General features: G+C 71.4%; 17 protein-coding genes. 4 read left to right on the top strand and 13 right to left on the bottom strand.

Features of this window, described 5'->3' with window-relative positions; genetic code table 11:
* From FRZ03_RS14350 to FRZ03_RS14315, 8 genes are all read right to left on the bottom strand, one after another.
* Nucleotides 1-532, bottom strand: a 532-nt coding sequence (locus FRZ03_RS14350; protein WP_146465571.1) for a response regulator transcription factor, incomplete at its 3' end; no start/stop codon positions are given.
* A complete protein-coding gene (locus FRZ03_RS14345; RefSeq protein ID WP_146465572.1) occupies nt 529-1,731 on the bottom strand; it encodes a sensor histidine kinase in 1,203 nt (400 codons plus the stop codon). The genes FRZ03_RS14350 and FRZ03_RS14345, both read right to left, overlap by 4 nt.
* Before the next feature lie 5 nt (nt 1,732-1,736).
* On the bottom strand, nt 1,737-2,474 hold the full coding sequence (locus FRZ03_RS14340; RefSeq protein WP_146465536.1) for an ABC transporter permease: 738 nt from the start codon (nt 2,472-2,474) through the stop codon (nt 1,737-1,739).
* Complete coding sequence (locus tag FRZ03_RS14335; protein WP_146465535.1) at nt 2,471-3,418, bottom strand: ABC transporter ATP-binding protein; 948 nt, start codon at nt 3,416-3,418, stop codon at nt 2,471-2,473. The genes FRZ03_RS14340 and FRZ03_RS14335 overlap by 4 nt, the downstream gene beginning before the upstream one ends.
* A gap of 148 nt (nt 3,419-3,566) precedes the next feature.
* Nucleotides 3,567-5,783, bottom strand: a complete 2,217-nt coding sequence (locus tag FRZ03_RS14330; protein ID WP_146465534.1) for a hypothetical protein — start codon at nt 5,781-5,783, stop codon at nt 3,567-3,569.
* A gap of 197 nt (nt 5,784-5,980) precedes the next feature.
* The gene (locus FRZ03_RS14325; protein ID WP_146465570.1) at nt 5,981-6,373 is read right to left on the bottom strand and encodes a DUF6113 family protein; all 393 of its coding nucleotides are present in this window, start codon (nt 6,371-6,373) and stop codon (nt 5,981-5,983) included.
* A 32-nt stretch (nt 6,374-6,405) separates the two neighbouring features.
* The gene (gene mshB / locus FRZ03_RS14320) at nt 6,406-7,284 is read right to left on the bottom strand and encodes an N-acetyl-1-D-myo-inositol-2-amino-2-deoxy-alpha-D-glucopyranoside deacetylase (protein WP_146465533.1); all 879 of its coding nucleotides are present in this window, start codon (nt 7,282-7,284) and stop codon (nt 6,406-6,408) included.
* Between the two features lie 131 nt (nt 7,285-7,415).
* Nucleotides 7,416-7,610, bottom strand: coding sequence for a hypothetical protein (locus tag FRZ03_RS14315; protein ID WP_070026930.1), 195 nt, complete (start codon nt 7,608-7,610; stop codon nt 7,416-7,418).
* Nucleotides 7,611-7,787: 177 nt separating this feature from the next.
* On the opposite strand from FRZ03_RS14315, the gene FRZ03_RS14310 reads away from it, so the two are divergent.
* Nucleotides 7,788-9,902, top strand: a complete 2,115-nt coding sequence (locus tag FRZ03_RS14310) for a S9 family peptidase (protein ID WP_146465532.1) — start codon at nt 7,788-7,790, stop codon at nt 9,900-9,902.
* Between the two features lie 113 nt (nt 9,903-10,015).
* On the opposite strand, the gene FRZ03_RS14305 is transcribed toward FRZ03_RS14310, so the two are convergent.
* Genes FRZ03_RS14305 through FRZ03_RS14285 form a run of 5 tightly spaced genes read right to left on the bottom strand, consistent with a single transcriptional unit; the run spans nt 10,016 to nt 15,604 of the window.
* On the bottom strand, nt 10,016-11,107 hold the full coding sequence (locus FRZ03_RS14305; protein ID WP_146465531.1) for an ABC transporter ATP-binding protein: 1,092 nt from the start codon (nt 11,105-11,107) through the stop codon (nt 10,016-10,018).
* Nucleotides 11,091-12,074, bottom strand: a complete 984-nt coding sequence (locus FRZ03_RS14300; RefSeq protein WP_146465530.1) for an ABC transporter ATP-binding protein — start codon at nt 12,072-12,074, stop codon at nt 11,091-11,093. The genes FRZ03_RS14305 and FRZ03_RS14300 overlap by 17 nt, the downstream gene beginning before the upstream one ends.
* An 8-nt stretch (nt 12,075-12,082) precedes the next feature.
* Nucleotides 12,083-13,063: an ABC transporter permease gene (locus FRZ03_RS14295; protein ID WP_146465529.1), complete on the bottom strand. Its 981-nt coding sequence runs from the start codon at nt 13,061-13,063 to the stop codon at nt 12,083-12,085.
* Nucleotides 13,056-13,979, bottom strand: coding sequence for an ABC transporter permease (locus tag FRZ03_RS14290; protein ID WP_146465528.1), 924 nt, complete (start codon nt 13,977-13,979; stop codon nt 13,056-13,058). Before FRZ03_RS14290 ends, FRZ03_RS14295 begins: the two co-directional genes overlap by 8 nt.
* Before the next feature lie 5 nt (nt 13,980-13,984).
* Nucleotides 13,985-15,604: a peptide ABC transporter substrate-binding protein gene (locus FRZ03_RS14285; RefSeq protein ID WP_146465527.1), complete on the bottom strand. Its 1,620-nt coding sequence runs from the start codon at nt 15,602-15,604 to the stop codon at nt 13,985-13,987.
* 473 nt (nt 15,605-16,077) lie between these two features.
* On the opposite strand from FRZ03_RS14285, the gene FRZ03_RS14280 reads away from it, so the two are divergent.
* The 3 genes from FRZ03_RS14280 (at nt 16,078) to FRZ03_RS14270 (ending at nt 20,020) form a co-directional block, all read left to right on the top strand.
* On the top strand, nt 16,078-17,106 hold the full coding sequence (locus tag FRZ03_RS14280) for an ABC transporter permease (protein ID WP_186785420.1): 1,029 nt from the start codon (nt 16,078-16,080) through the stop codon (nt 17,104-17,106).
* Nucleotides 17,107-17,186: 80 nt separating this feature from the next.
* Nucleotides 17,187-18,944 (top strand): ABC transporter substrate-binding protein, encoded by a 1,758-nt coding sequence (locus FRZ03_RS14275; RefSeq protein WP_146465526.1) that lies wholly within the window; start codon nt 17,187-17,189, stop codon nt 18,942-18,944.
* Nucleotides 18,945-19,039: 95 nt separating this feature from the next.
* Nucleotides 19,040-20,020, top strand: coding sequence for an ABC transporter permease (locus tag FRZ03_RS14270; RefSeq protein ID WP_146465525.1), 981 nt, complete (start codon nt 19,040-19,042; stop codon nt 20,018-20,020).
* Nucleotides 20,021-20,220 lie beyond the last annotated feature (200 nt).

Here is a 20,220-nt window from a genome sequence, read left to right as displayed (position 1 = left end):
AGTTGCGGACCGTGCCCTGGGACAGGTGCAGGGCCCTGGCCAGTTCGGCGTTGGTGGAGCCGTCGGCCGCGGCGCGCAGCACCTCGCGTTCGCGGTCGGTGAGCGGGTTGGCGCCCTCGGCGAGCGCGGCGGCGGCCAGCGTGGGGTCGATGACCCGCTCGCCGGCGAGCACCGTGCGCACGGCCGCGGCGAGCTGGGCCGCCGGGGCGTCCTTGACGAGGAAGGCGTCGGCGCCGGCCTCCATGGCGCTGCGCAGATAGCCGGGGCGTCCGAAGGTCGTCAGCACCACCAGCTTGACCCGGGGGAATTCCCGGTGGACCCGTGCCGCGGCCTCGATGCCGGTGCAGCCCGGCATCTCGATGTCGAGCAGCGCCACGTCGACGTCGTGCGCGCCGACCGCCCCGAGCACCTCGTCCCCGCGCGCGACCTGGGCGACGACCTCGATGTCCGGCTCCAGGCCCAGCAGCGCGGCCAGCGCCTCGCGGACCATCGACTGGTCCTCGGCCAGCAGGACCTTGATCGTGCGCGTCATGCCCCGGATCCTACGTCCCCGGCACCCGCCGCGGGCACCCGGGCGACCAGCCGGAAGCCGCGTCCGGACCGCCCCGCCTCCAGGGTCCCGCCGGCCTTCTCCAGACGCTCGGTCAGCCCGGTCAGGCCGTTGCCGAAGCCGCCGCCGCTGCCACCCGATCCGTTGTCCTCGACGGCGAGTTCGAGCACCGGGCCGTCCAGGGTCTGGCGGCGCAGGAGCCGTACGGCGCAGCGGTCGGCGCCGCTGTGCCGGACCACGTTGGTGACCGCCTCGCGCAGCGCCCAGGCGAGCGCGGACTCGGCCTCCCGGTCCACCCCGTCCAGGTCGGGCCCCTCGGGCAGTTCGGCGGTGACGCCCGCGGCCGTGAGCGCCACCTGGGTGCCGGCCAGCTCCACGGCGAGCCGGGGGCGCCGGTAGCCGGTGACCGCCTCCCGGACGTCCACCAGGGCCTGGCGGCTGACCTGTTCGATGTCGGCGACCTGCTGGGCCGCCTTGTCCGGGTGGTCGGGCAGCATCCGCCCGGCCAGCTCGCTCTTCAGCGTGATCAGGGAGAGCGAGTGGCCCAGCAGGTCGTGCAGGTCCCGGGCGAGGCGCAGCCGCTCCTCGTTGGCGGCGAGCTGGGCGACGGTGGCCCGCGCCTTGCGCAACTCGACGGTGGTGCGCACGAGCTGGCTCACACCGATCATCGCGAATCCGATGAGCAGGACCATCAGCACGTCCTCGTCGACCGCGTACACGCCCCACCGCAGCCGGACCAGGTACATCAGCACGGCCGAGCCCGGGACCGCCCAGACCGCGAGCCGCGGCGGCAGGGTGGCCCCGCAGGCCACCGAGAGGTAGACGAACAGCCCGGTCCAGTGCATGCCGAGGCCGTAGCCGAGGGCGGGTGCGAGGACGGCGAGGGTCCCCAGCAGCACGGCCACGGCCCCCGGCGAGTCGGGCCGCCCCATGTTCCGGAAGACGAGCATCAGATAGGCGGCGACGAAGACGGCGAGGGCCGCCGTCCCGGCCACGGTGCCGGCCGTGGTGTGGTGGCCGTCCGCCAGGTCGTGGACCGGGGAGCTGAGGAAGACCAGCCACACGCCGATCCACAGCAGCTTGACCAGTACCTCGCGCCGGTTGCGGGGCCCCTGTCCGATCCGCACCTCCGGCTCCGGCCCGCGCGCGCCGGCCTCCGTGGCTTGCGTGGCTTCCGTCATCGTGCTCACGCCTTCAGCGTGTCCTTCCGGTACAGCCAGGCCGCGCCGCCCGCGAAGAGGACGAAGTACCCGGCGAGGACGGCGATGTCCGTGGTGTGCGGGGCCTGGCTCTGCTCGATCGCCCGGCCCAGCGCGGCGTACGCGTGGGTGGGCAGCCACTTGGCGATGTCCTGGAGGAACCGCGGGAAGGTGGTGGACGGCATCCACAGGCCGCCGAGGATCGACAGCCCGAAGTACACGATCATCGTGATGGGGCGCACCGCGTCCCCGGAGGCGAGGTAGCCGAGGGCGACGCCGAGCGCGGCGAAGACCAGGCTGCCGGCCCAGATGACCCCGGTGAGGGCGAGCCACTGCCAGGCGTCCAGCCGTACGTGCTTGATCACGGCGGCGGCCAGGAAGACCACCACGATGGACGGCAGGCTCACCACGGCCGCGCCGGCGGTCTTGGCGAGGACGTAGCCGCGGCCGGGCAGCGGGGTCAGCCGCAGCTGCCGCACCCAGCCGCTCTCGCGCTCCTTGGCGATGCGCTCGCTGTTGCCCATCAGGACGGCGGTCAGCGCGCCGAAGGAGGCCATGGAGACCATCATGTAGGTCGCCAGGGTCAGCCCGGTCCCGTCGATCCTGGTGTCGTCGGCGTTGCCCGCGATGATCAGGAAGAGGACGGCCGGGTAGAGCACCGAGAAGAACAGGAACTTCTTGTTGCGCAGGGCGCGGGTCAGTTCCAGCTTGATGAGCGAGTTCACGACTGCTTGGCCTCCTCGGCCTCCGTGATGGCGACGAACGCCTGTTCCAGCCCGAGGCCGGTGACTTCGAGATTGCGGGGGTAGACACCGAGGCGGTACAGGGCGTGCACGGTGGCGTCGGCGTCGGCGGACTGGATGCGCACGGTCCGGTCGGAGCCGCTGGGGGACACCGTGACGGAGGTCAGGTGGGGCAGGGCGCGCAGGGCGTCCTCGTCGACGGTGCCCTCCAGGTCGAAGGAGATCCGCCGGGCGCCCGCCCTGGCCTTGATCTCGGCGGCGGTGCCGTCGGCGAGGAGCCGGCCGCGGTGCAGCACCAGGATCCGGTCGGCGATGGCGTCGGCCTCTTCCAGGTAGTGCGTGGCGAACAGCACGGTACGGCCCTGATCGGCCTGCTCGCGCATGGTGGCCCAGAAGGCCTGGCGGGCGGAGACGTCCATGCCGGTGGTCGGCTCGTCCAGGATGATCAGGTCGCTGTCGCCGGCGGTGGCCAGGGCGAAGCGGACCCGTTGGGCCTGGCCGCCGGAGAGCTTGTTGACCTTGCGGTCGGCGATCTGCGTGATCCCGGCGCGGGCCAGCACGTCGGAGACCGGGTACGGCCGCGGGTGCAGCGAGCAGGACAGCTTGACCAGTTCGGCGACGGTGACCTCGTCCATCAGGCCGCCGCTCTGCAGCATGGCCCCGACCCGTCCGGCCACGATCGCCTCGCGCGGGCTGGTGCCGAACACGGTCACCGAGCCGCTGTCGGGCTGCTTCAGGCCGAGGAGCAGATCGAGGGTGGTGGACTTGCCGGCGCCGTTCGGCCCGAGCAGGGCGACGGTCTCCCCCGGGTGCAGCCGCAGCGAGAGCCCGTCGACGGCCCGCACCGTCCCGTACGTCTTGGTCACCTGGTCGAACCCGACCACCTCGGTGGTGGTGGAGGTGGCCGGTACCGCTGTCGTTGTCATGCACCCATGGTGCCGGGCCGGGACGGGCGCCCGGCAGTGCCGGTGATCCTGCGTGCGGGATGACAGATGTCATGCGGCCGGGGGTGACATTCCCCGGGGGACGCGTCAGGGGCGCCCGGCGCGGTGCCGGACGCCCCTGACGCCGCCCTCAGTTCGGGTTGGTGCTGATCACCGCGACGCGGTTGGTCGTGCTGGTCAGCGCCTGACGCATGGCCAGGTAGACGTCCTGGGGCGTCACCGGCGTCTTCTTGCCGTTGCCCCGGGTGATCAGGACGCCGTCGAACGCCTGGCCGTACAGCTGCTTCAGGGCGGTGTAGTCGGGCTTGTCGGTCAGCTTGCCGTTGACCGCGGCCACGCCGAGGAACTTCCACAGCGACTTCTGCGGGCTGAACATGACCGTGTGCCCGGCGTCCGTCCGCACGGTCACGGGCGCCGACATCGCCGGCTCCGCGAACTCCTTCATCTCGCGGTCGACCTCGGCGTCGGAGACCGCGGGCTGCCGGTTGGCCGTCGGCACCGTGACCGGGACCGAACTGTCCGTCTCCACGGCCGTGCGGTACGCCTGTTCGATCGCCTGGGCGGAGCCGGCCGCGTCGATGGCCTTGCCCGGCTTGCCGTGGACGGCCACGGCCTTGCCGGGCTTGAACTCGATGCCGCCCTCGACGACCGCCCCGGAGCCGGAGCCCCCGCCCGCCTGCTGGAGCGCGGCCTGGAGCTTCTCCTCGTCCACCGGCATGACCGGGGCGACCACCCGCTTCTGCCCGAAGAGGGTGCCGACCACGGAGAGCGGGTTGTAGTCGCTCTTCGCGGCCTGGCTCGCGGTGGCCTGGAAGTCGAACTGGAGACCGGCGTTGGCCGGGGTGAGGGTGACCGTCCTGCCGCCCACGTCCAGCTTGAGCGGCTTGGCCACCCGGCTGCCGAACGCGTCGTCCAGCTTCTTGACGGCGTCGTCACGGGTGCCGCCGCCGATGTCGACGCCCAGCACGGTGGTGCCCTTGGGCACATCGGTGTGGTTCATCAGCAGCCCGGCGCCGTAGACACCGCCCGCGACCACCACCACGCCGACGGCGAGCAGCACCAGCTTGCTGCGGCCCTTCTTCGGCTTGGCCGCCGCCTTGGGCGCGGCCTTGGCGGGCTCGGGCGCCGGCTTGGGCGCCGTCTGCCCGGCCGGGCCGCCGGGGCCGCCCGCGCCGAACGGAGCGCCGTTCGCGCCCGGCACGACCGGGATGCCGCTGGTGACGGTGTGTCCGGAGACGTTGTCCGGGGCCCGGTAGCCGGGCGGTTCGGGGGCCGGCTTCTGCGGGGTGAGGATCGCGGTGTCGTCGCTGAGCCCGCCGCCGGGGCCGAGCCCGGCGCCCGAAGCGCCCGCGGGACCACCGGGCGCGCCCGGGCCGCCGAGGTCGGCGATGTCCGCGAGGGCGCTGCGCGCGGGCGCGCCGCCCTGGTCGCCGTACCCGCCGGTCCCCGGCACCAGCGGGCTGTCGCCGGTGACCGGACCGCCGGTCGGCCCGGCGGGGCCCTGCGGGCCGCCCTGGCCGCGCGGTCCGTTCGCGCCGTCCGCACCGCCCACGCCGCCCGCGCCGGCGGGGCCGCCCAAGCCGTCCTGGCCGCCGTTCTCCGAGAAGTACGGCAGGTCGTCGCGGCGCGGCTCGCCGCCGTTGCCGTCGGCCCGGGAGCCGCCGCCGAGCGGGCCCGCGGCCAGCGCCTCGGTGACGTCGAAGGAGCCGGTGCCGCCGCCGTGCCCGGGGGCCACGGGGCCGCCCGTGGCGCCGGGCAGGCCCGAGCCGTTGGTCTTGCCGGCGCGGCCGGGCACGCTCATGGAGCCGACCACACCGCCGGGGCGTGCGCCGGTGCCACCGGCCGCGCCGTTCGCTCCCGGACCACCCGGACGGGCACCCGGAGCGCCGGAGGGGGCGCCGGGACCGCCGGGGTTCGCGCCCCCGCCCGCGCCGCCCTTGCCGGCCGGGGCCTTGCCCCCGGAGGACTTGCGCGGCGCGAACCAGTCGCTGGTCTTCTCCTCGGCCGGGGCCGCGGACTCGGCGGGCGCCTCCGCGGCGGGCGCCGCGGCGGCCGGGGTGCGCACCTCGGCGGGCGGCTTCTCCTCCCGGGCGCCCTCGGCGGACTCGCCCTCCCCGACGGGCTTGCGCACGACGACCGGCGGGATCGGCCGGGACCCGGGGATGTTGATCCGGATGCGGGTCGTCAGCGTGGTCTCGGTCTTGCGTTCCTCCGGCGCGCCCGAACGGGCCCCGTCCGTACCGCCGTCGGATGCCAAGGGGGTCCCGTACGGCGGGGTGCCGGAGGGGTATGCGGCTCCGCCGCGCCCGTTGGGCCCGGAGGACGGAGTGTCAGTTTCACGACTCAAGGCAGGTTCTCCCAGTTGGCTCCGCCGCCCGACACGACCTCACTGCTCTGGCGGTCCCCCCGGCTCGAACGAGGTCGGCGGCGTGGGGGAGGTTCGGCGGCGCGCACCACCATACTGGCCGCTTCCGGCGGGCATCCCCTGACCGCCGGGGAAACCCACACCCAACTCGCACGCGGGCGGCGCCGGAAAGCGGTACGTCACTTCCCAAGTCGGGCGGAGCCGTCCCGGGGTTGCCGCATCGCGCCAAGCGTGGCGCAGATCACAGCGAGCGCCATGCCGCCGAAGAGGAAGAGGTAGGAGCCGCCGCCCGCGCCGAAGAGGAAGTCGCCCTCGGGGCGGGAGGAGGTGAGCAGTATGACGGTGACGATCCAGCCCGCCGCCGGGGCCATCGCGCCGCCCCGGGACCGGGTGGCGTACGAGCCGCCGAGGAAGGTGCCGACCGCGGCCGCGAGGGCGAGCAGCAGTCCGCCGGGGAACCAGGCGGCCTGCACCAGCGCGCCGGCGGCCGCGACGAGGGCGCCGAGCAGGAAGAGGCCGACGAACGCCGCGGCCCGCCCGGGGGACGGCGGCCGCAGCGGCTGGGCGAGCATCGAACCCGGGGCTGCGGGGCCCTGTCCGCCGCTCACGACGCCTCCTCGGGGCCGAGGCCGGCGAACAGGTCGGTCTCGCCGGGAACGGCCGTGCCGCGCACCAACTCGTAGTATTCGGTGGTGAACAGGGGCTGGGCCAGTTCGTTGGAGAGCGCGAAGCAGGACCCGGCCACCTCGATCTGGGTGGCGTGGGCGCGCATCGCGGCGGCCTTGGCAGCGGCGTGGGCGGTGCCGTCGACGGCGGTGGTGATCCGCGCGTCGTCCACCACGCCGGGTACGTCGTCCAGGACGGCGCTCTTGGCGAAGGGCAGGGTGGGCAGTTCGTCCTGGAGCCGGGCGAAGGCGGCCTCGGCGACGGAGCGCGGGGTGCGGTTCCAGTAGACCTTGTCGACGCGGTGCCCGCGCTCGGCCGCGAGGTCCACGGCGCGCATGGCGACGCGGTGGGCCTGGATGTGGTCGGGGTGGCCGTAGCCGCCGTTGTCGTCGTAGGTGACGAGGACCTGGGGCCGGGTCTCCAGGATCACCTCGACGAGGTGGCCGGCCGCCTCGTCCACGTCGGCCCGCCAGAAGCAGCCGGGATCGTCGTTGTCGGCGGTGCCCATCATCCCGGAGTCGCCGTAGCGGCCCGCGCCGCCGAGCAGCCGGGCGTCGGTGACCCCCAGCTCGCCGAGGGCGGCGGCCAGCTCGCCTCGCCGGTGCGCGCCCAGCGCGGCGCCGGTCAGATGCCGCAGTCCGGGCGGGATGCACTCGCCCCGCTCCCCCAGGGTGCAGGTGACCAGCGTCACGTGCGCCCCCTCGGCCACGTACTTGGCCATGGTGGCGCCGTTGTTGATCGACTCGTCGTCCGGGTGCGCATGCACCAGGAGCAGCCGCCGAGCGCCCCGCGACCCAAAGGAGGACAGTTCCGTCATGCCACCACCCTACGCAGGCCGGCGGCGTTCCCGGCGATCGCGGGCCGCTCCGGCTCCCGGCCGCGGCGGTTTGCGGATCGCCGGGCGGGGAACACGCGCAGCGGGACGGGACGGACCGGCCGGAGGGCCGCTCAGAACTTGATGCTTCCGATCATGCTCGCCACGTTCGAGGTCAGCTGACTGATCGTGGGCGCGATGGTGGAGGAGGCGAGGTAGAAGCCGAGCAGGATGCAGACCACCGCATGGCCGCCCTTGAGCCCGGACTTCTTCATCAGCAGGAAGACGATGATCGCCAGCAGCACCACCGCCGAAATCGAGAGTGCCACGGCGGCTCACCTCCAAAGTTCCCAGGGACGCGGCTGTTCGGAAAGATCGGTAGAGCAAGTCCATGCAGGCACCGGCAGGTTCATACCCACACAGCGGTAGTGATCATAACTATCCGTGCTCGCGCATCGCTCGGCGCACGGCCGCACAAGGGGGCGCATGGCCAATATGGTCGGGGTATGACGACCGAGTCCGACTCCTTCCCCCGCAGGCACGCGAGAACCCAGCGGTTCACCCTCGGCGCGCCGCGCGGATTCACGGTGGCGCCCGACGGCGCACGTGTCGCGTTCCTCCGATCCGGCTCCGGCACCGACCGGGCCAACTCCCTGTGGGTGCTCGACCTTCCGGACGGCACCGAACGCCTCGTCGCCGACCCGGGCACCCTCCTGGGGGGCGCCACCGAACGGCTCTCGCCCGAGGAGCGGGCGCGCCGTGAGCGCAGCCGCGAGGGCGGGGCCGGCATCGTCGGCCACGCCACCGACGCCGCCGTGGAGTTGGCGGCTTTCACCTTGTCAGGGCGGCTTTTCACGGCGCGGCTGACGACCGGCGAGACCCGTGAACTCACCGCTCCGGCGCCGGTGATCGACCCCCGCCCGGCCCCGGACGGCCGGCACATCGCGTACGTCGCGCAGGGCGCCCTGCGGGTCGTGGGCGCCGACGGCGAGGGCGACCGCGCGCTCGCCGAGCCGGAGACGCAGAACGTCACCTACGGGCTCGCGGAGTTCATCGCGGCCGAGGAGATGGCACGTCACCGGGGCTTCTGGTGGGCGCCGGGGTCGGACCGGCTGCTGGTGGCCCGCGCGGACGACACGCCGGTGACCCGGTGGTGGATCGCCGATCCGGCCCACCCGGAGCGTGAGCCGAGTAACGTCGCCTATCCCGCGGCGGGCACCCCGAACGCGGACGTACGGCTGTTCGTGCTCGGCCTCGACGGTGCGCGCACCGAGGTGCAGTGGGACCGCGCCCGCTACCCGTATCTGGCCCGAGTGCACTGGTCAGAGGCGGGTGCGCCGCTGATCCTGGTGCAGGCCAGGGACCAGCGCAGTCAGCTCTTCCTGGCGGTGGACCCGGACACCGGGACGACCCGGATGGTGCACGCGGACGAGGACCCAAATTGGCTGGAACTGTTCGCCGGGGTGCCCTGCTGGAGCCCCTCGGGCCAGCTGGTCCGGATCGCGGACGAGGGCGGTGCGCGCGTCCTCGCCGTGGGCGAACGCCTGCTGACCAGCGGCCAGTTGCACATCCGCGCGGTGCTGGACGTGGGCGCGGACGACGTGCTCGTCTCGGCCTCCGCGGGCGCCGAGGCGGAGGCGCCGGAGACCGGTGAGATCCATGTGTACCGCGTGAACGAGCTGGGAGTGGAGCGCGTCTCCCAGGAACCCGGCGTGCACTCGGCGGTACGCGCCGGGGGCGTGACCGTGCTGGTCTCCGCGACGCTGGACAGGCCGGGCGCCCGTGTCCAGGTGCTGCGTGACGGGAAACCGGCAGCCACTGTCCGGTCGTACGCCGAAGACCCCGGTTTGTCCCCCCGGATCACCCTGACCGAGGGGGGCGCACGCCGAATTCCGTGCGCCGTGCTTATGCCACGGGACTACCCCGGTGACACTCCCCTGCCGGTTCTGCTGGACCCCTACGGTGGTCCGCACGGCCAGCGGGTGGTCGCCGCGCACAACGCCCATCTCACCTCCCAGTGGTTCGCCGACCAGGGCTTCGCCGTGATCGTGGCCGACGGCCGGGGCACCCCCGGGCGCTCCCCCGCCTGGGAGAAGGAGATCCGCGACGACGTGGCGGACGTCGTGCTCCAGGACCAGGTGGACGCGCTGCGGTCGCTGGCCGAGCGGTTCCCGCTGGACCTGGGCCGGGTGGCGATCCGGGGCTGGTCCTTCGGCGGCTACCTCTCGGCGCTGGCGGTGCTGCGCCGCCCGGACGTCTTCCACGCGGCGGTGGTCGGCGCCCCCGTCACCGACCTGCGCCTCTACGACACCCACTACCAGGAGCGCTACCTGGGCGACCCGAACGAGCAGCCGGAGGTCTACCGCCGCAACTCGCTGATCGACGGCGCCGGTCTGGTCGACCCGGCCGAACCGCACCGCCCGATGATGATCATCCACGGCCTCGCGGACGACAACGTGGTGGTCGCCCACTCCCTGCGGCTGTCCTCCGCCCTGCTGGCCGCCGGCCGCCCGCACGAGGTGCTGCCGCTGTCCGGGGTGACCCACATGACCCCGCAGGAGACCGTCGCGGAGAACCTGCTCGAACTCCAGCTGGACTTCCTGCGGCGCTCCCTGGGCTGAGCCCCGGCCGCGTTAACACACGGGCAACGCGCCGGTAGCGGTACCGATATGCGGACGCGGCAGGCTGCCCGGCATACGGCCGTGCGGGTGCCGTGAGCGGGCCGGGGTGCGTGTCACCCCGGCCCGTTGCCGTTCACCGTGGCCTGCGGCGCCTCGGGCCCCCCGGGGTCCTCCGGCGGCACCACCCGCCGCTCCTCGGCGAAATGGCACGCCGAGTCGTGCGCGGCCGGTCCCCCGCCCTCCCGGAACACGTCGGGCACCGCGAGGGCCGGCACCTCCAGCGCGCACCGCTCCCGCGCCTTCCAGCACCGGGTGCGGAAGCGGCACCCGGAGGGGATGTCCGTGGGGGAGGGCACGTCGCCGCCGAGGATGATCCGCTCGCGGCGTTCGCGGGCGTCGGGGTCCGGGACCGGCACCGCCGACAGCAGCGCCTGGGTGTACGGGTGCGTCGGGTGGTCGTAGATCTCGGCGTCCCGTCCCGTCTCCACGATCCGGCCCAGGTACATCACCGCGATCCGGTCCGAGATGTGCCGCACGATCGACAGGTCGTGCGCGATGAACACGTAGGAGAGGTCGAACTCCGTCTGGAGCCGGGCCAGCAGGTTGATCACCTGCGCCTGCACGGAGACGTCCAGCGCGGACACCGGCTCGTCGGCGACGATGACCTCCGGGCGCAGGGCGAGCCCCCGGGCGATGCCGATGCGCTGGCGCTGGCCGCCGGAGAACTGGTGCGGATAGCGGTTGACGTAGTCCGGGTCGAGCCCCACCACGTCCAGCAGTTCCCGCACCCGCCGGCGCCGGTCCCCCTTGGGGGCCGCCTCGGGGTGGATCTCGTACGGCTCCCCCACGATGTCGCCCACCGTCATCCGGGGGTTCAGGGAGGTGTAGGGGTCCTGGAAGACCATCTGGATGTTGCGGCGTACAGCCTTCAGGGCGCGGCCCGACAGCCGGGTGATGTCCTCGCCCTTGAACCGGACGGACCCGGCGGTGGGCCGCTCCAGGCTGCACAGCAGCCTGGCGACCGTCGACTTGCCGCAGCCCGACTCGCCGACGATGCCGAGGGTCTCGCCCCGGCCCAGGGCGAAGTCGACGCCGTCGACGGCCCGTACGGCCCCGATCTGCTTCTTGAACAGGACGCCCCGGGTCAGCGGGTAGTGCTTGACGAGCCCCTCCACCTCCAGGATCGGTTCACCGTTCGCCGTCATCGAGGCACTCCCTCCAGAAGTGGCAGGCGCTGCCCCGGGCTTCGGACACCTCGTACAGCGGGGGCACCTCGGTGCGGCAGACGTCCCGGGCCATCGGGCAGCGCGGGTGGAAGGCGCAGCCCGGGGGCACCCGGGTCAGGTTCGGCGGCAGGCCCTTGATGGCGTACAGCTCCCGCCCCTTGAGGTCCAGGCGGGGGATGGAGTCCAGCAGGCCCCGGGTGTACGGGTGGGCGGGCGCCTTGTAGATGTCGTGCACGGGCGCCGACTCCACGATCCGCCCGGCGTACATCACCGCGATCCGGTCGGCCACGTCCGCCACCACCCCGAGGTCGTGGGTGATGAGGACGAGCCCCATCCGGTACTCGCGCTGCAACTCCGCGAGCAGGTCCATCACCTGGGCCTGCACGGTGACGTCCAGGGCGGTGGTGGGCTCGTCGGCGATGACGAGGGCCGGCTCCAGGGCCAGCGCCGCCGCGATCATGATGCGCTGGCGCATCCCGCCGGAGAACTGGTGGGGGTAGTCGCGCACCCGCTGGGCGGCGCCCGGGATGCGCACCCGGTCCATCAGCTCCACCGCCCGGGCCCGCGCTTCCCGCCTCGACGCGCCGCGGTGCACCACGAACAGCTCGCCGAGCTGGTCGCCCACCGGGAGCACCGGGTTGAGGGCGGACAGCGCGTCCTGGAAGATCATCGCCATCTTGTCGCCGCGCAGCCGGCGCCGCTCCTCCTCCCGGAGCCCGAGCAGGTCCCGGCCCTGGAAGAGGATCTCGCCGCCGGTGATCCGGCCGGGCGGCGTGTCGAGGATGCCCATCACGGCCTGCGCGGTCACCGACTTGCCCGACCCGGACTCGCCGAGCACCGCCAGGGTCTGCCCCGCGTCCACGGCGTACGACACCCCGTCGACCGCCCTGGCGATCCCGTCCCGGGTCCGGAACTCCACGTGCAGATCACGGACTTCGAGCAGCATGCGCGCCCTCACCTCAGCCGGGGGTCGAGGGCGTCGCGGACCGCGTCGCCGAGCATGATGAAGGCCAGGACGGTCACGGCGAGGGCGCCCGAGGGCCACAGCAGGGCGTGCGGGGCGTTGCGGACGTAGGGGGAGGCGGCGGAGATGTCGATGCCCCAGGAGACGCTGGGCGGTCTGAGGCCGACGCCGAGGTAGGACAGGGTGGCCTCCAGGGAGATGTAGGTGCCGAGCGCGATGGTGGCGACCACGATGACCGGGGCGACGGCGTTCGGGGCGATGTGGCGCAGCAGGATGCGGGAGTCGGAGGCGCCGAGCGCGCGCGCCGCCTGGACGTAGTCGTGCTGGCGGGCGGTGATGACCGAGCCGCGCGCGATGCGGGAGATCTGCGGCCAGCCGAGCAGCACCATGAAGCCGATCACCGGCCAGACCGTGTTGCTGGTCACCACGGACAGCAGCACCAGGCCGCCGAGGACGACGGGGATGGCGAAGAAGATGTCGGTGGCACGGGACAGCAGCGCGTCCCACCAGCCGCCGTAATAGCCCGCCAGGCCGCCGAGGACGGACCCGAGGAGGGCGACCCCCAGGGTGGCGCAGACGCCGACCGTGACGGACGTGCGGGCCCCGTAGACGGTGCGGGTGTAGACGTTGCAGCCCTGTCCGTCGTAGCCGAAGGGGGCGCCCGGGCCCGGGCCGTCCTGGGACTTGGCCAGGTCGCAGGCGAGCGGACTGCCGGAGGCGATCGCCGAGGGCCACAGGGAGACGAACACCAGGAAGACGATGACCAGGGCGGAGAGCAGGAAGACGGGGTTGCGGCGCAGGTCCCGCCAGGCGTCGGACCACAGCGAGCGGGGCTTGTCCGCGGGCCCCGCGCCCGTGGGGCCGCCGGCGCCCTCCTCCAGCGTGGCGGCCTCGCTCGCGCCCAGGTCCATGGGGCCGCCCATGCCGGTCCCGGCGATGGCTCCCCCGGGCTCGTGAGGCTGTTCAGGCATAGCGGATCCTCGGGTCGAGTACGGCGTACAGGAGGTCGACGAGGAGGTTGGCGAGGAGGAAGACCAGCACCAGGACGGTCACGAAGCCGACGACGGTCTGGGTGTTCTGCCGCAGGATGCCCTGGTAGAGCTGGTAGCCGACGCCGTGGATGTTGAAGATCCGCTCGGTGACGATCGCGCCGCCCATCAGTGCCCCGATGTCGGTGCCGATGAAGGTGACCACCGGGATCAGCGAATTGCGCAGCAGGTGGCGGGTGACGACGCGGCGCCGGGGCAGGCCCTTGGCGACGGCGGTGCGCACGTAGTCGGAGCGCTTGTTCTCCGCGATGGAGGTGCGGGTGAGCCGGGTGACGTAGGCCAGCGAGACGGAGGCGAGCACCAGCCCGGGCACGATCAGCTCGCCGAAGGCGGCGGCCGGCGAGACGGACGGTCTGATCCAGCCCCACTGCACACCGAGCAGCAGTTGCAGCAGCAGCCCGGTGACGAAGGTGGGCACGGAGATGACGACCAGGGTGCCCAGCAGCACGCCGGAGTCGACGGGCCGGCCGCGCCGCAGGCCCGTGACGACGCCGAGCGCGATGCCGATGACGATCTCGAAGAGGACGGCCACCACGGTGAGCCGGACGGTGACCGGGAACGCCGCCGCCATCAGCTCGGTGACCGGCTGCCCGTTGAACGCCGTGCCGAAGTCGCCCGCGAAGACGTTCCCCATGTAGGTGGCGTACTGGCGCCACAGCGGCTGGTCCAGGCCGAACTCCCGTTTGAGCTGGGCGGTGGTGGCCGGGTCGCAGGCCCGCTCGCCGCACAGGCCCGCGACGGGATCGCCCATCACGTTCACCATGAGGAAGATCAGCAGGGTGGCCCCGATGAACACCGGGATCATCTGGAGCAGCCGTCTGGCGACATAGCGGCCCACGCGGCTCAGCCGACCTTGATCTGGTCGTAGACCGGCACGCTGAACGGGTCGAGCGTCACCCGGGAGAGCCGGGAGGAGTATCCGGCGCTGCCGTTCTGGTACCAGAGCGGGATGGCCGCCATGTTGTCGCGGACGACCTTCTCGGCCTCCTGGAAGAGCCGGACGGAGGCGGCCCGGTCGGTCTCGGCGTTGGCCCGGTCCACGAGCCGGTCGAACCGCGGGTCGGACCACTTGCCGTCGTTGGAGGAGGCGTTCGTGTAGTACAGCGGCTGGAGGAAGTTCTGGATCAACGGGTAGTCCATCTGCCAGCCGGCCCGGAAGGGGCCGGTCATCTTGTGCTGCCCGATCTGGTTGCGGAAGTCGGCGAAGGTGCCGACCGGGTTGCCGACGCACGCCTTGTCGTCGCGCAGGGCGTTGTTGATGGAGTTGCAGACGGCGTCCACCCACTGCTTGTGCGAGCCGGTGTCCGCGTTGTACGTGATCTTCAGCCGGCCGCCGGGGATGCCGCCGCCCTCCCGGACGAGCCTGCGGGCCCCGGCGGGGTCGTAGGCGCAGGCGTGGCCGCACAGCCCGGCCTGGTAGCCGCCGGCCGCGCCGAGGACCGGGGAGGTCCAGTCGGTGGCCGGGGTGCGGGTGCGGCGGAAGATGGTCTCGGTGATCTGCGCGCGGTCGATGGCCATGGACAGCCCGGTGCGGACCTTGCGCGCCCCCTCGGTGTTCCACCGGGGGTCGTAGTACGGGAAGGCCAGGGTCTGCAGGATGCCGGCCGGGGTGTTGATGTAGCGGCCGTCCAGGTCGGTGCGGACGTTCTTCAGCTGGGTGGCGGGCACGTCGTCGACGAGGTCGAGGTTGCCGGCCAGCACATCGGTGTACGCCGTGTTGTTGTCGGTGTAGACGAGGAGGGTGACGCCCTCGTTGCGGGCCGGGTCGGGTCCGGGGTAGCCGCTCCACTTCTTCAGGGTCATCGCGGCGCCCTTGGTGTACGACGCGATCCGGTAGGGCCCGTTGCCGACGGGTGCCCGCAGCCAGGCGGCGTGGTCGGTGAAGAAGGCGCGCGGCAGGGGCGCGTAGGCCGCGTAGCCGAGGGTGTCGGGGAAGCCGGCGAACTTCTGCCCCAGGCGGACGGTGAAGGTACGGGGGCCGGTGACCCTGAGCCCTGACAGGGTGTCGGCGCGCTGCCGGCCGACGGCGGGGTGGACCCGGTCGTAGCCCTCGATGTAGCCGAAGAAGTAGGCGTTCTTCTGATTGTTCCTCAGGCTCGCGCCGTAGTTCCAGGCGTCCACGAAGGAGCGGGCGGTGACCGGCTCACCGTTGCTGAAGCGCCAGCCGTCCTTGACGGTGACGGTGAAGGTGCGCGAGTCCGGGGTGCTGATGCGCTCGGCGAGCATGTTCTCGGCCCGGCCGGTGCGCGGGTCGTACTTCTTCAGACCCCGGAAGATCATGCCGAGGACCTTGCCGCCCTGCACCTCGTTGGTGTTGGCGGGCTCCAGCGGGTTCTGCGGGTCGCCCCAGGAGGAGGTCAGCACCCCGGCCCCGCCGAACCCCCCGGAACCACCACATCCGGCCAACATCAGCCCTGCGGCGAGCACACAGGCGCCCCGCCGGACGCGCCGGACACCACACATGGAGCGCCTCCTCGACGATCACCGAATGCATCACCGGCCAATATCGACTCATACGACACATACCGCATACGCATGGCGGGATCGAGGGACCTTTAGGGGGACACGTCGGCCGAATGCACGCACCTCACCGGAACCCTCACAATGATCTTGAAAGAGGAGCGCAACAGATCACCGCGTAACGTTGCTGAAACGTTGGATTGGGACACGTCGATGTACGCATTTCGACACTCCGGGGTCCGCATATCGAACTTCTTGCCCGGTTCGCCCAATTGGTCCGATGTGAAGCACGGATTGATTACAGCGCGCTACCCGCGTAGCTACAGATCGACCAAGGGAAGGCAAAGAAGGTAAAGACAAAACCAAGCCGACCGAGAATTTATTGACCTTGAATGAATTGCGTTGAAAAAGTCCGGCGTAGCCCGTAGGGGAGTGCCCTGCGGAGTCATCAGACCCTCCCTTGGGCCAGGAGCACCATGACCTCCCCAACTCCATCCGCGGCCGCCCCGCTTGAGGTGACCGACGAGACCGTCACGAAGTCGACCACTTCGAGCGGTCCGAAGGGCAGTGAGAGCCGTTCCCCGGGCCGGCTCGCCTGGAAGCGCTTCAAGCGCGACAAGACGGGCGTCGTCTCCGCCTACATCGTGATCTTCTTCTTCGTGATCGCGATCGCGGCGCCGCTCATAGCCAAGCTGTACGGAAAGAACCCGTACACGACGTACGCCAGCCAGGACCCCGGCCTGCTGGACATGTTCTCGTACCCGGCCGGCCCCAACGGCGGCATGAGCTCCCAGTTCTGGTTCGGCATCGAACCCCAGCTGGGCCGGGACGTGTTCACCTTCCTGCTCTACGGCATCCGGACGTCGCTGGGCATCGCGGTGGCCGCCACGATCCTCACGGTGGTCGTCGGCGTGATCGTCGGCATCACGGCGGGTTACCTGGGCGGCAAGACGGACTACATCGTCAGCCGGGTCATCGACATCCTGCTGTCGTTCCCCTCGACCCTGTTCTTCATCGCGTTCATGCCGGTCGTCTACGGCATCTTCGTCGCCCCCGACGACAACATCCCCACGTGGCTGCGCGCCACCGCCCTGATCGTGGTGCTGACCACGTTCGGCTGGGCCACCATCGCGCGTCTGCTGCGCGGCCAGGTCCTCGCGCTGCGTGAGCGCGAGTTCGTGGAGGCGGCCAAGGTCACGGGCGCGTCCCCGATGCGCATCGTGTTCAAGGAACTGCTGCCCAACCTGTGGACACCGATCATCATCCAGGGCACGCTGCTGCTCCCGGCGCTCGTGACCACGGAGGCAGGTCTGTCCTTCCTCGGTGTCGGCATCATCGACCCGACCCCGGACTGGGGCGTGATGATCGCACGAGGCGCCATGTTCTACTCCCAGGACATCACCTTCATGCTGTTCCCGGGCATCTCGATGGTGATCTTCGTGGTCGCCTTCAACCTGCTCGGCGACTCCGTGCGCGACGCGCTCGACCCCAAGTCCAAGCGATAGCACGTCCTTCCACCCGGTCCGGCTCGATGGCGTCCGGCTGGTCACGACCGTCCGAATCGACCCCTATAGGCAGGCTCAGCATGTCTTTTTCACGTAGAAACTTCCTGATCGCCACCGGTGTGGCCGCGGCCTCCACGACTGTGCTGAGCGCCTGCAGCAGCGACGACAAGGGCGCCACCGACAAGAACGTCCCGTCGGTGGGCAAGGCCAAGACCATGAACATCCCGGTGGGCACCAAGGCGGACTCCACGGGTCCGGCCCCCGAGGTCGCCGGCGCGGTCAAGGGCGGGACGCTCTACTCGCTCGACCAGTTCGACATGGACCACATGGACCCGGCGCAGATCTACGTCGCGACCGAGGGCGCCATCACCCGTCCGATCCTGCGCGGTCTGACCGGCTACAAGGTCGACGACAAGGGCGGCTGCACGCTCGTCGGTGACGTCGCCACCGACGCCGGCACGATGAAGAACGGCGGCAAGACCTGGTCGTTCACCATCAAGGACGGCATCAAGTGGGAGGACGGCTCCGACCTCTCCATGGACGACGTCCGCCACACGTTCGAGCGCCTCTTCGCCTCCTTCGTCACCGAGGGCCCGCGCTACGTGCAGCAGTGGCTCGTCGGCGGCGACAAGTACAAGGGCCCGTACGACGGCAAGCACATCGACTCGCTCGAGGTGTCCGGCAACACGATCACCTTCAACCTGACCGAGCCGCGCGCGGACTTCAACTACACGCTCGCCATGCCGGGTTATGGCCTGGTGAACAAGAAGCAGGACACCAAGGAGAAGTACGACAAGCGGCCGTTCGCGCTCGGCCCGTACCGGATCGGCAGCCGTGACATCGGCAAGTCGCTGACCTACGTGCGCAACGACCACTGGGACCCGAAGACGGACCCGATCCGCAACGCGTACCCGGACAAGTACGTCTTCCAGTTCGGCTTCGAGCTGGTCGCCTCCACCGACCGCTACATCGCGGACAAGGGCAACGACCAGTACGCGATGTCGATCTTCAACGAGGTCGCGCCCGAGCGTGTCGCGCAGGTCATGACCAACGCCACGCTGAAGAAGCGCGTGCTGACCCAGGTCGACACGGTCTGCTACTACTGGCCGATCAACACGACCCGGATCAAGGACGTCAAGATCCGCCAGGCCATCAACTACGCGTGGCCGCACCAGCAGATCCAGACGATCAACGGTGGCCCGGCCACCAACGAGATCGCCACCACCCTGCTGAGCCCGGTCACCCCCGGCTACGAGAAGTTCGACCTGTACGGCGTCGACAAGAAGCCCGGCGGCGACCCGGTCAAGGCGAAGGCCCTGCTCAAGGAGGCCAACGCGATCGGCCACAAGCTGGTCATCGCCTACCAGCAGTCGGACACCCAGGTGAAGGTGGCCGTCGCGATCAAGAACGCGCTGGAGGCCGCCGGCTTCCAGGTCGTCAACAAGCAGGTCGACAAGTCGACCTTCTACAGCCAGATCGGCAAGCTGGACAACGGCTTCGACCTGATGGCCGCCGGCTGGAGCCCGGACTGGCCGAACGGTTACTCCGTGTTCTACCCCTGCTGGGACGGCAAGAACATCGGCGACGGCCGCAGCAACTACGCCCAGCTGAACGACCCGAGCATCAACAAGGCGATCGAGGCCGCCTCGAAGATCGCCGACGTCGAGCAGGCCAACAAGGCCTGGGGCGCGGTCGACCGCCAGATCATGGAGCTGGCGCCGGTGGTGCCGGACTACAACAAGATCCGCAACTGGATGTACGGCTCCAAGGTCGGCAACGTCGTCTACGACCCGGGCAACACCTGCGTCGCCCTGTGCAAGATGTACGCGAAGAAGTAAGCGCGTAGTACCCACGGGGGCGGCCACGACCTGGCCGCCCCCTCGGCCCTCCCCCCTATCCCGGCGACGGCGCCCCGTCCGGAAAGTCACGCCCCATGCTCCGCTTCCTTGTCCGCCGAATCCTCGGCGCGCTGGTCATCCTGCTGGTCATCAGCGCCGTCACCTTCTGGCTCTTCTACGCCATTCCGCGTGACCCCGCCATGATGTCGTGCGGCAAGAACTGCACGCCCGACATGCTCAAGCAGGTCCGGCACAACCTGGGCATCGACCATCCGGTCCCCGTCCAGTACTGGTACTGGCTGAAGGGCATCTTCGTCGGCCGCAGCTACGGCGACTTCGGCGACTGCGCCGCCCCCTGCCTCGGCTACTCGTTCGCCAACCGCGAGCCCGTCCTCGGCACCATCATGAACCGCCTGCCGCTGACCCTCTCGCTCGCCTTCGGCTCCGCCGTGGTCTTCGTCATCTTCGGTGTCGGCGCGGGCATGATCGCCGCCGTCAAGCAGGGCAAGTGGCAGGACAAGCTGGCCAGCTCCGGCTCGCTGGTCGCCTCCTCGCTCCAGATCTACTTCGTCGGTTACATCGCGATGTACTTCCTCGTCGCGAAGCTCGGCATCCTCGACAACCCGTCGTACACGCCGCTCACCGACAACCCCGCCGAGTGGGCCTCCGGTCTGCTGCTGCCCTGGCTGGTGCTGGCGCTGATCTGGACCGCCAACTACACCCGTATGTCGCGCTCCCAGCTCGTCGAGACGCTCAGCGAGGACTACGTGCGCACGGCCCGCGCCAAGGGCCTGTCCCGCCGTACCGTCTTCTTCCGGTTCGCCTGGCGCGGCGCGATGGGCCCGATCGTCACCATCTTCGGCATCGACCTCGCCACCCTCATCGGCGGCGCGATCATCACGGAGTCCGTCTTCAGCCTCCAGGGTGTGGGCCGGCTCGCGCTGAAGGCGGTGGACCAGAGCGACCTGCCCATGGTGCTCGGCGTGACCCTGCTGTCCGCCGGCGCGATCGTCGTCTTCAACATCATCGTGGACGCCGTCTACGCCCTCATCGACCCGCGGATCCGGCTCGCCTGACCTCCGCCCCAGCCCCCACCCCCGCCTCCTCCCCCGCCGACCCAGCCGCGCGCCCCCGCTGCCCGCCACCGCCGCCCGGCGTGCCGCTCCTCCCCGCGACCCCCGCCCCCCCCCCCTCCCCCCCCCGCCCCCCCCCCCCCCCCCCCCCCACCGCCGGCCCCCGCCCCCGCCGGCCCCCCCCCCCCTCCCCCGCCGCCCTC

It is taken from the genome of Streptomyces misionensis, from assembly GCF_007896895.1.
Classification (GTDB): domain Bacteria; phylum Actinomycetota; class Actinomycetes; order Streptomycetales; family Streptomycetaceae; genus Streptomyces; species Streptomyces misionensis_A.
This window is presented reverse-complemented; position numbering and strand designations above follow the sequence as displayed.